This is a genomic window from Nonomuraea sp. NPDC054003 (genome assembly GCF_055585125.1).
Genome location: NZ_JBVJKR010000006.1, coordinates 389,236 through 403,044, shown reverse-complemented (window position 1 = coordinate 403,044; position 13,809 = coordinate 389,236). Strand labels below are relative to the sequence as shown.

Here is a 13,809-nt window from a genome sequence, read left to right as displayed (position 1 = left end):
AAGACGATCCAGGAGAGTTCCATGAACACCGTCCGTCACACCGCGGCTGGCCAGCAGCCCGCCGCGCCGCCACCTGGCTCGCATCGGGCCGAGCAGGCGGGCGCGAGCTCGATGACGCTGAAGGCCGTCAAGTTCCTCGGCCGTTACGGCACGCTGCTCGTCCTCATCCTGCTCGTCCTCGTCTTCTCCTTCCTGGACGGCAGCCGCTTCCTGTCGTTCACCAACTTCCAGAACATCCTCCTGCAGTCGACGATCTCGGTCGTGATCGCGCTCGGCCTCACGGTGGTCCTGGTGGTGGGCGAGTTCGACCTGAGCATCGGCTACACGGCCAGCCTGGCCGGCGTGCTCACGGCGGGCCTGTACGCGGGCTCCGCCGGGGGCAAACTCGGCGCCATCGGGCTGGTCATCGCCGTGGGGGCGCTGGTCGGCCTGGTGAACGGCCTCATCGTGACCAAACTGGGCGTCAACGCGCTGGTCGGCACCTTGGGCATAGGCAGCGTCGTCATGGGCGCCACCTACATCGTCACCGCCGGCGTGCCGCAGAGCCTGGACGCCTCCGGGATGGACCTGATCCAGGTCTACCTGGGCAAGCTGGGCCCGATCCCGTGGCCGATCGTCATCCTCTTCGCGGTCGCCGGGGTGCTCTGGCTGCTGCTCAACCGCACCTCGCTCGGCCTGGAGTGGCAGGCCGTCGGCGGCAACAGGACCGCCGCCGAGCTGAGCGGCATCCGCGTGCACCGGGTGGTCATCTTCGCGTTCGTCGTGTGCGGCGTCCTCGCCGCCGCCGGCGGCGTGCTGATCACGGCGAACGTCGGCAGCGGGCAGATCGCGGGCGGCCAGGGCTACCTGCTGTCCTCGTTCGCGGCGGCCTTCCTCGGCTCCGCGTGCCTGCGCGACGGCGAGTTCCACGTCGTCGGCACCGTGATCGGCGTGGTCACCGTGGCCGTCGGCTTCAACGGCATGGCGATCCACGGCGTGTCCACGTCCGCGCAGTTCATCTTCCAGGGCCTGCTGCTCATCGCGGCCGTCGGCATGAGCACCAGCGCCCGGCGCATGGTGTCCGGAAGGAGAGCAGGCCACTGATGAGCGTTCCCGAAGGCCGCAGGCTGATCGTCGGCATCGACAAGGGGACCACCGTCACCAAGGCGGCGGTCTTCGACGAGACCGGCAACGAGCTGGCCCGCGCGGCCCGCTTCATCGAGGTGCTCAGCCCCCGGCGGGGCTGGCACGAGGAAGATCCCGCGGTGAGCCTGCGCAGCACGATGGACGCCGTGGCCGAGGCGGTCGCCGCGCTGCCCGGCCGCGCCTCCGACATCGCCGCGGTGAGCGTGTCCGGCCACATGACCGGTGCCTGGCTGCTCGACGAGACCGGCCGGCCGGTGCGCAACGCGATCGCCTGGCCGGACGCGCGCACGCTGGACACGCTGACGGCTTTCGAGGCGAGCCCGCCGTACGAGGAGTACCTCGACATCTCGGCCACCAGCGCGCTGCCCGGCATGACGATGCTCCTGCTCGGGCATCTGGCCAGGCACGAGCCGGACGTGATCGCCAGGACCCGCTACTTCGCCTGCGCCAAGGACTACGTCCAGTCGTTCCTGACCGGGCGCGTCGTCACCGACCCGACCGACGTGTCCCTGATGCCCGGCGACATCGCCACGGGCCGGATCTCGCCGCGGCTCATGGAGCTGGTCGGGGCGGAGGCGTTCCTCTCCCGGGCGCCGGAGGTGCGCCCGTCCGGGGAGATCATCGGTACGGTCACCCGCGAGGCGTCGCTGGCGACCGGCATCCCCGAGGGCACGCCGGTCGCCAACGGACTCGGCGACGCCATCTCCGCCATGCTCGGCACCGGGGTCGTCATGCCCGGCCAGGCCGTCTCGGTCCTGGGCACGAGCTGGCTGAACCAGATGGTCAACCGCTACCTGGACGACGACCTGCGCGGGGTCGGCTGGGTGTACCCGTCGCCCGACGGCGAGCACTGGATCCGGTGCCTGGCCCACACCGCGGGCGCGGGCACGTTCGACTGGGCCGTGCGCACGTTCTGCCGCGACCTCGCCGGCGGCGCCGCGTCCGACTTCGCCGCCGTCGAGGCCGAGGCGCTGGCGTCGGAGGAGGCCGGCCACGGCCTCACGTTCCTGCCGTACCTCTCTCCCGCCGGCGTCCAGGCGCCCTTCAAGGACGGGAACGTGCGCGGGGTGATGCTCGGCCTGGAGCACGGGACGACCCGCGGCGACATCCTCCGCGCCGTCTACGAGGGCCAGGTGTACGCCGCCATGGACTGCTACCGGCGGCAGGGTGACGACCTGAGCCTGCTCAGGCTGACCGGCGGCGGCGCGCGCAGCCGGGTCTGGCGGCAGACCTTCAGCAACGCGCTCCAGGTGCCGGTCGAGCTGGTGACCACCAGCGAGTCGGCCGCGCTCGGCGTCGCCATCCTCGCGTCCGTGAACGTCGGCATCTGGAAGGACCTGGAGACCGCGGTGTCGGAGATGGTCCGCACCGTCGGCCGGGTCGAGCCCGACCCCCGCCTGGCCGAGCCCCACCGGGAGGCGTTCGACCGCTTCCTCCGCGCGCAGGCGGCGGCGCGCGAGCTGTTCGCCGGCTTCGGCCGCGCAGGCGACCAAGGAAAGGACTGATCGTGTACACCGCAGAACCGGCAGGGCTGGTCCGCACGGTGCTCGGTGACGTGTCACCCGAGTCCCTGGGAGCGATGCTCGTCCACGAGCACCTGCTGACGGCGCCGCCGGCCTACGCAATTCACCGGGATCCCGACCTGGAGTTCGGCACCGCGGAGGGCGCCGCCGAAGAGGTCTCCGACTTCGTCGAGGCCGGCGGCGGCGGGCTGGTCGAGCTCACCACGGTCGACTACGGCCGCGACGTCACGGCCGCGCTGTCCGCCGCCAGGGCCACCGGCGCCCACATCGTCCAGGGCACCGGCCTGCAGAAGGGCATCTACTACCCGGCCGGCACGTCCAGGCGGAGCAGCGAGGAGCTGGCCGCCGGCTTCGTCGCCGACATCCTGACGGGGTTCGGCCCGGAGAACACCCGGGCCGGCGCCATCAAGGCCGGGACCTGCTCCACCGAGGAGATGTGGGACGTCGAGCGCAAGGTCCTCACGGCGGCGGCCATCGCCGCCAAGGAGACCGGGGCGCCGATCCTGACCCACACCCAGGCGGGCCGCCTGGGCCACGAGCAGCTCGACGTCTTCGAGGCCGCCGGGCTCGACCTGGGCCAGGTGTGCGTCGGCCACCTCGACCGCAACCTCGAAGCCGACTACCTCCTCTCGCTGGCCCGCCGCGGCGCCTGGCTCGGGCTCGACCAGTGGACCAAGGACAAGTACGGCCACGACACCGACCGGGCCGCGATGGTCCGGCGCCTCGTGGACGCCGGCCACACCCGGGTGATGGTCTCCGGCGACCTCGGCCGCGGCTCCTACCAGCGCGCCTACGGCGGCTCGCCGGGGCTCGGCCCCTGCCTCGACGCCATCAGGAAGGCCCTGGGCGACGAGCTGGCCGAGCTGACCCTGGTCGCCAACCCGGCCGGGTTCCTCGCCTTCAGGGAGGTCACGCGATGACGCGGGCAGTGCTCTTCGACCTCGACGGGACGCTCGTCGACTCCCGTCCCGCGATCCTGGACTGCTACCGGGCGGCGCTCGCGCCCATCCCCCAGGGCTGGGAGTCCCTGCTGGAGCTCGGCCTCGGCCGGGTGATGCGCTGGCGGATGCGCGAGGTGATGGCCGAGGTCGCGGGCGAGCGCGCCCCCGAGTGCGTGTCCCGGTACGAGCGCCACTACCTGGAGGACGGTCACCGGAAGGTCGTCCTCTACCGGGGGGCGGCCGACATGCTCGACGCGCTGCGCGGGCAGGGGCTGCGGCTCGGCATCGTGACGAACAAGGGCCGGGAGCGGACCGAGCACGACCTGCGCCACGTGCACGGCGCGCGTGACCTGCTGCCGCTGTTCGACGTGGTGGTCACCACCGAGGACACCGTCGAGCGCAAGCCGTCGCCCGAGCCGATCCTGCACGGGCTGCGCCGCGCCGGGTGGACGGCCGGCGACTGCGCCTACGTGGGCGACGGCCCGCACGACGCCGAGGCGGCCATCGCCGCCGGGACCGCGTTCGTCGGCGCCGGCTGGGGCTACTACCCGAATGAGCTCGCGTCGGCCCGGCCCGCGCTGGCCGTCGCCGCCGCCCCGGGTGATCTCGCCGGACTCCTGCCCGGCGGCCGGTGAGCGCCGCCATGGCGTCGTTCACGTTCACCCCGCTCACGCCGTCCGCCTTCCTGGAGCGGTCCGGGGCCGTCTTCCGCGACCGGATCGCGGTGATCGACGGCGCCAGGCGGCTCACGTACGGTGAGTTCCTCGATCGGGCGCGGCGGCTCACCGGGGCGCTGGCGGATCTCGGCGTCGAGCCCGGCGACCGGGTGGCGGCGCTCTGCGTCAACAGCCACGTGATGCTGGAGCTGCACAACGGGGTGCCGATGCGCGGCGCGGTGCTGGTGCCGCTCAACATCCGGCTGTCGGCCGGGGAGCTGGCGCACATCGTCGAACACTCCGGCGCGCGCGTCCTGGTCGCCACGGACGAGCTGGCCGGGCGCGCCCGCGAGGTCGCCGCCGCGACCGGGGTCAGGCTCGTCCTGGCGGGCGGCCCCGGTGACGAGTACGAAGAGCTGCTCGCCGCCGCCGAGCCCCGCCTCGCGGCCTGCGAGGACGAGCGCGGGCTGCTGGCGATCAACTACACGAGCGGCACCACGGGGCGCCCGAAGGGGGTCATGTACCACCACCGGGGCGCCTACCTGCAGACGCTGGCCATGGCGTTCCACGCCGGGCTCGGCCCCGCCAGCGCCTATCTGTGGACGCTGCCCATGTTCCACTGCGACGGCTGGTGCTTCACCTGGGCCGTCACCGCGGCCGGCGGCACCCACGTCTGCCTGCGGGCCGTGGACCCGGCCGAGATCTGGCGGCTGCTGCGCGAGGAGGACGTCTCCCATTTCAGCGCCGCGCCGACCGTACTCACCATGATCGCGAACGCGCCCGAGGCGCGGGCGGGCGCCCCGCTCGGCCGGACCGTGCGCGTGCAGACGGGCGGCGCGCCGCCGACCCCAGCCCTGCTCGCCCGCATGGCCGGGCTGCGCATGGAGGTCACCCATCTGTACGGGCTCACCGAGACGTTCGGACCGGTGGCGGTCAACCAGTGGCAGCCGCAGTGGGACGCCCTCCCCGCCGGCGGGCAGGCCGAGCTCAAGGCCCGCCAGGGCGTGGGCAACGTGATCGCGGAACAGGTGCGCGTCGTGGACGGGTCCGGCGCGGACGTGCCGGCCGACGGCGGGACGGTGGGCGAGATCATGGTCCGCGGCAACGACGTGATGCTCGGCTACTACCGCGACGAGCAGGCCACCGCCGAGGTGGACGCCGGCGGCTGGCTGCGCACCGGGGACCTGGCCGTGCGGCACCCCGACGGCTATCTGGAGATCCGCGACCGGTCCAAGGACATCATCATCTCCGGCGGCGAGAACATCGCCTCCGTCGAGGTGGAGCGGGTCCTCGACGGTCACCCGTCCGTGCTGGAGTCGGCCGTCGTCGGCGTGCCCGACGAGAAGTGGGGCCAGGTGCCCGTGGCCTTCGTCGCGCTCCGGCCGGAGGCGCCCCCGGTGACCGAGGACGACGTCATCGCGTACGTGCGCGAGCGGATCGCCCGCTTCAAGGCGCCCAGGAAGGTGGTCTTCGGGGAGCTGCCCAAGACCTCGACGGGGAAGATCCAGAAGAACGTGCTCCGCGCGGGCGGGGAGCATCCATGAGTTCCTGCACGCCACTCCTCGTCGCGGCGGGGCCGCGCGCGCTCAAGGAGGGCATCCGCACATGACCACGACCAGGCCCGCGGCGCTGGTGACCGGCGCCTCCCGGGGCATCGGTCTCGCCATCGCCGAGCGCCTCGCCGCCGCCGGGCATGACCTGACCATCTGCGCCCGGGGTGGCGACGCGCTCGCCGCCGCGGGCGCCAGGCTCGCCGCGCTCGGGGCGGCCGTCCGCGCCGAGCCCGCGGACATGGCGGCCGAGGACGACGTGCGGCGGCTCGCCAGGGCGCACGAGGACGCGTACGGGCGGCTCGACGTGCTGGTGGTGGCGGCGGGGGTCGGCACGGCGGGGCCGGTGGACACCGCGCCCCTGCACCGGTTCGACAAGCAGTTCGCCGTCAACGTCCGGGCCCCGTACACGCTGGTGCAGGCGCTGCTGCCGACGCTCAGAGCGACCGCGGCGACACGGCCGGACCACGGCGTGAAGATCATCATGTTGTCGTCGCTCACCGGGGCCTTCCCCGAGCCCGGCCTGGCCGCGTACGGGGCTTCGAAGGCGGCGCTCATCTCGCTGTGCCGGTCGCTGAACGCGGAGCTCTCCGCCGACGGCGTCACGGCCACCGCCATCTGCCCCGGTTATGTGGACACCGACATGTCCGCGTGGGTGCACGACCGGATCGATCCCGCCGACATGATCCGCACGGCGGACGTCGCCGAGCTGGCGATGAGCCTGACGCGGCTCTCCTCCAGGGCCGTCGTGTCGGAGCTGGTGGTCACCAGGCCCGGAGGGCAGCTCCACCGGGCCTGAAAGGATCACGCCCATGAGAGGATTTCTCCGGTTATAAGGGCATGGAGGGCGAAATGTTCGCAGTTTCCTTGGGTGACGGCGCGGAACTGCGGCCGCTGGAGCCCTGGCACGCCGGGGAGTTCCTGAGCCACATCGACCGGGGCCGGGAGTTCATCGGGCGGTACGTTGGGCTCCCCGACTCCGTCACGGACCTGGATTCCAGCCTGGCGTTCCTGCGGGCGTACGCGGAGAAGGCCGCCTCCGACACCGGGCGGGTCTACGGCATCTGGGTGGACGGCGAGCTGGCCGGCGGCGTCCTGTTCAGGACGATGGACGTCCCGAAGGGCACCGCCGAGGCGGGCTGCTGGCTGGAGCCGTCGGCGGCCGGCCGGGGCCTGGTGACCAAGGCGGTGCGGGCGATCATCGACTGGGCCGTCGAGGAGCGCGGCATCCACCGCGTGGAGTGGGTGGTCTCGTCGGAGAACGCGGCCAGCATCGCCGTCGCCCGGCGGCTCGGCATGACCAAGGACGGCGTGCTGCGCGAGAGCTACCCCTACCGCGGCCGGCGGCACGACATGGAGGTCTGGTCGGTGCTGGCGCCGGAGTGGCGGGCCGGCCGGAGCGACTGATCGGCCCCGGTGGCCACGCCCTGTCCGGGACCGGCGCGGAAGTGGATCGATTCCGTTCGAGTCCGTCCGCGCCCCTGTTGGACACCTCGGCCCGGCGGCTTCTCTGGGTCCCGTCCGGCGGAACGGCCGCCGGCCACCGAGGGAGGAACCCAGAGATGAACACCCGTACCCGCACCGCGTCCTCCGCCGCCAAGGGACTCCTCGCGGGAGCGATGCTCCTGACGGGGCTGCTCGCCGGGACCCCCGCCGCGCACGCCGACCACCAGTCGTGCAGCAACCGGACCGACGTCCCCGGGGTCTGCCTGAAAGTGGTGAACGAAGGGCTGCGCGTCACCTACGCCGAGGCCTACCACGACGGCCGCACCGGCGCCTGGACCGGGCACATCGACCTGCATCGCGAAGGCCGGCACACGATCCAGCGGGGCGACCACACCCCGCCCCAGGCGGCGATCTGGAGCGGGGTGGACGACTACACCGCCGGGTCGAGGATCTGCGCTCAGGGCTGGGAGAAGGTCGGATCCGGCTGGCGTCCCAAGGGCCGCACCTGCTTCGAAGTGCGCTGATCACCGCACCTGCTTCCAAGTGCGCTGATCACCGCACACCGCCCTGAGCCGCCCGGGTCCGGCCACGACCGGACCCGGGCTGGGCAGGCGAAAACCCCACGAAAGTGGATCAGTTCGCCGATAAAGTGCAGCGGTGAGCGACTTGGAGTCCCTGGTCATCGCCCGGCGCCTGCGCGTCCCCGTCGACGCCCCCGCAGGCGCCGCCCCGGGCTGGGGAGAGGCCGCCGCCCGGCAGCTCGACGCCGCGCTGCTGACCGTCGGCTTCACCTGCTCGCCCGCCCTGCTCGGACGGCTGTCGCAACTGCCCGGCGAGGCCGTACTGGATCTGGGCGTACGGGTCCTCGCCGCGGTCAGGACCCTGGTCGGCGACCACGTCCGGCACAACGCCTACTTCGTCGACTTCCCCAGCAACGTGCCCGACACCCTGGAGTTCTGGGGCGACCTGCTCCGCCAGGCGCTGCTCGACCCGGTGACCGCCGAGCGCGCGCGGCCGGAAGTCGTCGACCTGCTGGACTTCCCCGCGTACGGCCGCTACCAGCACACCTACGCCGACCTGCTGGCCGCGCACGCCGAGCTGGTCCCGCTGGCCGCCGACCGGGTGACGGTGCTGGAGCTGGGCGGGAGCCTGGAGGCCGAGACCCGCGCGCTGTTCCTGTCGATGGCCGGCTCCGAGGCCCCGCTCGCCGAGGAGGACCTGGCGGCGCTGCGCCTGCTGGCCGCGAGCTGCGCCGACGAGCCGGAGCGCATCCCGGTGCGCGAGAACCGCGCCGTGCTCAACGAGGCGCGGCTGGCCGCCGGGCGTCCGCCGCTGGTGGACACGGTGACCGACGTGCTCCGCCTGGCCTGCGCCCTTTCCGGCGGGGACGTCACCCTGGCCACCCCCACGAGGTTCCGGTCCTTCCGCCGCGCCGAGCGCCGCGCGCTGCTGCGGGCCCTGGACGCGGTGGCCACCCCCGCCAAGCTCGGCGACGTGCCACGCCACCGGGAGCGGTGGAAGCGGCTCGGCGAGCGGCTGCACCCGCACGAGTACCCGCTGCTGCCGCGCGCCGCCCAGGTCTTCGAGGTGGCCAGGGGTACGCGCGAGGCCGCGAGCCTCGACAGCCGGGTCGAGGCCGCCCTGGCGGATGGCCGCCCCGCCGAGGCCGTCACGCTGCTCGCCAACGCGCCCGGCGCGCTGCTGCGCCGTCTGGACCACCTGCTGCGCCTCAGCCCGTCCGCGCGGGACGTGCTGGACGCGGCGGCGCGGGCCGCGGCGCACGCGTCCGGCCGCGTGCTGCTGTCGCTGCGCGAGCACGTGCAGAACCGCCTGTCCCCCGCCCCCGGCCGCGTCTTCACCAACCGGCACGGCCGGGCCTACACCACGCCCGACTCCCGCCCGCCGCTGGACCGGGAGGTGCTGGCGCACGCGCTGGCCCTCCTGGACGAGGAGATCACCCGCCGCCTCCCGGACCCCGGCGAGCTGATCGTCGACCCCGACATGCTCGGCGTGGCCCTGCCCCTGTCGGGCAAGGCCGTCGCGCCCGGTCTCGGCATGCTGCCCCGCGGCTCGATCTCACCGGTGGACGGCGAGCTGCTCCGGTTCTTCGTGCACTGGCGCCAGGCCGCGCGCCGCACCGACTACGACCTGTCCGCGCTCATGCTGGACGACTCGTACGGCGACGAGATCCACGTGTCGTGGACCAACTACAGCAGTGGCTTCGCGCGGTATTCCGGCGACCTCACCGAGGCGCCGGAAGGCGCGTCGGAGTTCGTCGACATCCGGCTCGCCGCCGCCACCCGGTCGATCATCATCCCCCAGGTCCACGTCTACGCGGGGGAACCGTTCGACGAGGCCGCCGAGGCGTTCTTCGGCTACATGACGAGGAACGACGAGCAGCGGGGCCTCCCCTTCGAGCCGCGCACCGTACGGATGAAGTCCGACCTGCGCGGCTCCGGCCGGGTCGCGCTGCCCCTGGCCTTCCTGCGCGACGGCGACGGCGCCTGGCGGGTGAAGTGGCTGCACCTCTACCTGAAGGGATATCCGGACTTCAACCAGGTGGAGGACAACCGGGTCACCGCCTCGCTGCTGGTGCGCTCGATCGTGGAGCGCGAGTATCTGACGGTCCGCTACCTGGCCGACCGGCTGCGCGCCAAGGGCTCTTCGGCGGCGCACACCACCTATCTCGGGCAGGCGGCGCGCGTGGTCACGCCCGCGACCCTGCACGAGCTGATCCCCGCCTGATCCCCGCCTGGTACCGTGAAGATCGCGAGGCCATGGGAGGGCTTCCTTCTCAAAACTCTTTTGGATCCAGCCTTCCCGCTCTCCTCGCCCGCACGTCGTCAGCGCGCGATGTCCCGCCGCAGCGGCGCCGCCACGGCGACGGCGGCCGCGACCAGGGCGTAGGCAACCAGCACGGCGCCGCCCGCCGCGGCCGGAAGCAGGGCCGTGGCGGAGGTGCCGGTCTGGGTGGCGACGGCCTCCGACAGATAGGTGAATCCGGTCAGCGCCGCCGTGGCGCCGCCCGGCAGGAAGGGGTAGAGCTCCTTGACGCCCGGGACGAGCATCAGCGCGGTCTCGACCATGTAGAAGTACGCCCCGACGGCGAGGAGCGCGAGCACCTGGTTGCGCAGGAGGGCGCCCACCGCCACCCCCAGCAGGGTGTAGACCGCCATGGTGAGGGCGATGCGGCCGAGCAGGACCGCGACGGTGCCGGCGGGCAGGCCGAGGGTGACTCCCTTGAGCGCCGCCGCCCCGAGGAGCGCGCCGCCCGCCACGGCCGTGGCCAGCAAGCCGTAGGCGAGCCCCGCGACGGTGTAGGCCGCCAGCTTGGCGGCGAGCCACGTCCAGCGCCTGGGCGCGAACAGCGCCGTGGCGGTGATGGTCCCGTGGCGGTACTCGGCGGCCACGGCGTTGGTGCCGAGCAGAGCGGGGGCGAACACGGTGAAGCCCAGCAGGCCGAGCAGGACACGGGTGCCCTCCTCGGTTTCGAGGCCGGGCAGCGGCGGGGTGAAGTTCTCCGGGCCGACGAGCGCGGCCAGGCCGATGAGCGCCCCGCTGCCCAGCGCCGCCAGCAGGCCCCACAGCCAGAGCCTGGTGCTCGTCAGGCGCGTCCACTCCGCCGCGATCAGCGTCATCATGGGGAACCTCCGGTGAGATGCAGGTACGTCTGTTCGAGGGTGGGGCGCTCGGGGGTGATCTCGTGCAGGACCACCCCGTACGAGGCCGCCAAGGTGGCGATCTCGGCGGTCGTCAGGCCGTGGACGCGCAGGACACCGGGGCGCGGCTGGCCCACCTGGGTCCCGCGCTCCGCCAGCCGGGCCGCGAACGCCTCCGCCTGCGGGGAGTGGATCACCACCGCCGCGCTCCCGTACAGCTCGGCCATGGGCCGGTCGAGGACCAGCCGGCCGTCGCGGATCACCACGACGTGGTCGGCCAGATGCTCGACCTCGCCGAGCACGTGGCTGGAGACCAGGATGGTGCGGCCCTCGGCGGCCATGGCGCGCAGGAACCCGCGCAGCCAGGCGATGCCCTCGGGGTCCAGACCGTTGCCCGGCTCGTCGAGCAGCAGCACCCCGGGGTCGCCGAGCAGCGCGGTGGCGAGGTTGAGCCGCTGCCGCATGCCGGTGGACAGGGTGCGCGTGGCGCGGTCGCCGAACGCCGACACCCCGGTCAGGTCGGCGACCTCCGCGACCCGGGCCGCGCCGTGGCGGCCCATGCGGGCGTAGATCCGCAGGTGGTCGCGGGCGGTGCAGGCCGGGTGGAAGCCCGCGCCGTCCAGCACGGCGCCGACGGCCGCCGACGGCCTGGCCAGGTCGGAGTAGCGCCTGCCGGCGTAGGTGACGGTGCCGGAGCCGGGCGCGACCAGGTCGAGCATCATCCGCATGGTGGTGGTCTTGCCGGCGCCGTTGGGCCCGAGGAAGCCCGTCACGGCGCCGGGCGCGACGTCGAAGCTGAGGCCGGTGACGGCGGCGACCGGCCCGAACGTCTTCGTCAGGCCGCGCACCTCGACCTTCATGCCCGCGCCGCCGTCAGGTCGTGGTGGAGCCGCCGGGCGTCGGGGACGCCGAGGATCAGCTCGTCATAGCCGGCCACCCGGTCCTTGAGCACGACGCGCACGCCGGGGACCTCGCGCCGGGCGGCGGCCAGGCGCCTGACGCCGCCGGGGGACGTCCACGTGCCGAGCTTGACGACGCCGGAGACGAGCAGGCCCGAGTGGAAGCCGGTGAGGGCGGCGAGCGGCCGGTCGAGGTGGTGCACCTCGGCGATGGCCGCCAGCGGCACGCTCACGACGCCGGTCCTGGTGAACAGCCGTGCCCACGGGGCGAAACGCAGGGTCAGCGTGCCCTGGCCGATTTCTACATGCATCATCTTTGTGCCTCCTCAACTATCTGTTCTATAAGTTGTATATCAGATAGACTGCGGATGTGCACCTGACCCTCGACCTCGACAGCGAGGTCCCGATCTACCAGCAGATCCGCGACCGGATCGTGGAGGCCATCGCCCGCAGGCAGGCCGGGGAAGGCGACCCGCTGCCCTCCACCCGCCAGCTCGCCGCCGACTTCGGCGTCAACTTCCATACGGTGAACAAGGCGTACGACCTGCTGCGGCAGCAGGGCGTCATCCGGATCAACCGCAAGAGCGGCGCGGTCGTGCGGCGGGACGCCGGCAGCGGCCCGCCCGAGGCCCCCTTCACCGAAGACTGGGAGGAACGCATGCGTGTGCTACTGGCCGAGGCCACCGTCCACGGCATGGACCGTCAGGACGTGCTGCGCCGGTGCGCGGCCATGCTGGACGGCTTCGGAGAGCCGGCATGACCCCGTTCATCGTCACCGCGCTCGTCTCCGTGCTCGTCTCCGTCGCCCTGATCACCTGCCTCATGCTGGCGCTGCCCGCGCTGGCCAGGCCGGCCCTGCCGTTCGGCGTGCGGGTGCCCGCCGACCGCGCGGGCGATCCGGCCGTGGTCCGCCAGCGGCGCCGCTTCGCCCGCCTGGTGATCGTGATGGGCGTGGTCGCCGCCGTGATGGCCGTCCCCGTGCTGCTCGTCACGGGCTACGCGGCCGGGGTCACCGTCACGGTGTCGGCGGTGATCGTCGCGGACCTGCTGCTCTACTACCTCGCCCACCGCCGGATCAGCGCCGCCAAGCGGGCCGGCGCGTGGTCGGCCGGGCGCCGCCAGGGCGTCACCGTCGACACCACCTTCCGCACCGATCCCGTCCGGGTGCCGTGGAAGCACGGGCTGCCCGCGCTGGCCGTCCTGCTGATCACCGGAGGCATCGGCTGGTCACGCCTGGGCGGGCTGCCCGCCACGCTGCCGCTCTACCTCGGGTTCGCCATCGACCCCGGGGAGCGCGTGGCCACGACCCCGCTGCGGGTCTTCGAGCCGCTGCTCTACCAGGTCGCGGTCCTCGTGGTCGTCGTCGCGCTGGTCGTGGTCGTGCTGCGCGCCCGTCCCGACCTCGACGCCGCCCGCCCTCGGGGGTCGGCCCGCCGCTACCGCCTCTACCTGCGCGGCGTCGCGTCGATGTCGCTGCTGGCCGCCGCCTGCCTCAACCTGAGCCTGCTCGTCGGGGCGCTCCAGCTGTGGGACGTGGTCACGCCGGGCATCGGCTGGCAGGTGGCCGCGTACGTGCCGCTCGTCGCGCTCCTGGCCGGCTGGGTCGGCTGGGAGATCAAGGCCGGGCAGGCCGGGCACCGCCTGCCCGGCCTGCCCGGCGAGGAGGACGAGGATTCCGGGATCGAGCAGCGCGACGACGACCGCCACTGGTTCCTGGCCGGCGCGGTCTACGCCAACCGCCGCGACCCCGCCCTGCTGGTGCACGCCCGCCTGGGGACCGGCTCGTGGACGCTCAACCTCGGGCACCCGATCGCCTGGCTCCTGCTCGGCGTCCTCGCGGTCGCTCTCCTCGTGCTCGGCGCGCTCTCGCTGTCCGGCGTCGTCGACCTGCCCCGGCGGCACAGCCTGTGGTGACGGTTTCCCCTTGGCCGGGCTGGGCAGGCGGCCAGAAAGGACCACCTGCCCAGAGAACGAACGGCACGGACACGCCCGGTCCCGACGAGCGCGTCC

14 protein-coding genes are annotated in these 13,809 nt (G+C 73.3%); 11 read left to right on the top strand and 3 right to left on the bottom strand.

What is annotated here, in order from left to right:
* Positions 1–21 precede the first annotated feature (21 nt).
* From ACZ6YG_RS18410 to ACZ6YG_RS18370, 9 genes are all read left to right on the top strand, one after another.
* The gene (locus tag ACZ6YG_RS18410; protein ID WP_148029714.1) at positions 22–1,083 is read left to right on the top strand and encodes an ABC transporter permease; all 1,062 of its coding nucleotides are present in this window, start codon (positions 22–24) and stop codon (positions 1,081–1,083) included.
* Positions 1,083–2,630: an FGGY-family carbohydrate kinase gene (locus ACZ6YG_RS18405; protein WP_397198699.1), complete on the top strand. Its 1,548-nt coding sequence runs from the start codon at positions 1,083–1,085 to the stop codon at positions 2,628–2,630. Before ACZ6YG_RS18410 ends, ACZ6YG_RS18405 begins: the two co-directional genes overlap by 1 nt.
* Positions 2,631–2,632: 2 nt before the next feature.
* A complete protein-coding gene (locus ACZ6YG_RS18400) occupies positions 2,633–3,568 on the top strand; it encodes a phosphotriesterase family protein (protein ID WP_466018651.1) in 936 nt (311 codons plus the stop codon).
* Positions 3,565–4,224 carry an HAD family hydrolase gene (locus ACZ6YG_RS18395; RefSeq protein WP_466018650.1) on the top strand — a complete coding sequence of 220 codons (660 nt, stop codon included), beginning with the start codon at positions 3,565–3,567 and terminating at the stop codon, positions 4,222–4,224. Before ACZ6YG_RS18400 ends, ACZ6YG_RS18395 begins: the two co-directional genes overlap by 4 nt.
* Positions 4,225–4,232: 8 nt before the next feature.
* Positions 4,233–5,789 carry an acyl--CoA ligase family protein gene (locus tag ACZ6YG_RS18390; protein WP_466018649.1) on the top strand — a complete coding sequence of 519 codons (1,557 nt, stop codon included), beginning with the start codon at positions 4,233–4,235 and terminating at the stop codon, positions 5,787–5,789.
* A gap of 61 nt (positions 5,790–5,850) precedes the next feature.
* Entirely contained in the window at positions 5,851–6,594 is a 744-nt protein-coding gene (locus tag ACZ6YG_RS18385) for an SDR family NAD(P)-dependent oxidoreductase (protein WP_466018648.1), read from the top strand.
* Positions 6,595–6,647: 53 nt separating this feature from the next.
* Positions 6,648–7,202, top strand: coding sequence for a GNAT family N-acetyltransferase (locus ACZ6YG_RS18380; RefSeq protein WP_466018647.1), 555 nt, complete (start codon positions 6,648–6,650; stop codon positions 7,200–7,202).
* 155 nt (positions 7,203–7,357) lie between these two features.
* Positions 7,358–7,765, top strand: a complete 408-nt coding sequence (locus ACZ6YG_RS18375; RefSeq protein WP_271278617.1) for a hypothetical protein — start codon at positions 7,358–7,360, stop codon at positions 7,763–7,765.
* Between the two features lie 133 nt (positions 7,766–7,898).
* Positions 7,899–9,986: a TerD family protein gene (locus tag ACZ6YG_RS18370; RefSeq protein ID WP_466018646.1), complete on the top strand. Its 2,088-nt coding sequence runs from the start codon at positions 7,899–7,901 to the stop codon at positions 9,984–9,986.
* A gap of 98 nt (positions 9,987–10,084) precedes the next feature.
* On the opposite strand, the gene ACZ6YG_RS18365 is transcribed toward ACZ6YG_RS18370, so the two are convergent.
* The 3 genes from ACZ6YG_RS18365 to ACZ6YG_RS18355 are packed head-to-tail and all read right to left on the bottom strand — an operon-like array spanning position 10,085 to position 12,113.
* Positions 10,085–10,882 (bottom strand): ABC transporter permease, encoded by a 798-nt coding sequence (locus tag ACZ6YG_RS18365; RefSeq protein ID WP_466018645.1) that lies wholly within the window; start codon positions 10,880–10,882, stop codon positions 10,085–10,087.
* Positions 10,879–11,760, bottom strand: coding sequence for an ABC transporter ATP-binding protein (locus ACZ6YG_RS18360; RefSeq protein ID WP_466018644.1), 882 nt, complete (start codon positions 11,758–11,760; stop codon positions 10,879–10,881). The genes ACZ6YG_RS18365 and ACZ6YG_RS18360 overlap by 4 nt, the downstream gene beginning before the upstream one ends.
* On the bottom strand, positions 11,757–12,113 hold the full coding sequence (locus tag ACZ6YG_RS18355) for a hypothetical protein (protein ID WP_271278612.1): 357 nt from the start codon (positions 12,111–12,113) through the stop codon (positions 11,757–11,759). The genes ACZ6YG_RS18360 and ACZ6YG_RS18355 overlap by 4 nt, the downstream gene beginning before the upstream one ends.
* A 56-nt stretch (positions 12,114–12,169) precedes the next feature.
* Between ACZ6YG_RS18355 and ACZ6YG_RS18350 the strand changes: the two genes are divergently transcribed.
* Positions 12,170–12,559 carry a GntR family transcriptional regulator gene (locus ACZ6YG_RS18350; protein ID WP_148029703.1) on the top strand — a complete coding sequence of 130 codons (390 nt, stop codon included), beginning with the start codon at positions 12,170–12,172 and terminating at the stop codon, positions 12,557–12,559.
* Positions 12,556–13,713, top strand: coding sequence for a DUF1648 domain-containing protein (locus ACZ6YG_RS18345; RefSeq protein ID WP_466018643.1), 1,158 nt, complete (start codon positions 12,556–12,558; stop codon positions 13,711–13,713). The genes ACZ6YG_RS18350 and ACZ6YG_RS18345 overlap by 4 nt, the downstream gene beginning before the upstream one ends.
* Positions 13,714–13,809 lie beyond the last annotated feature (96 nt).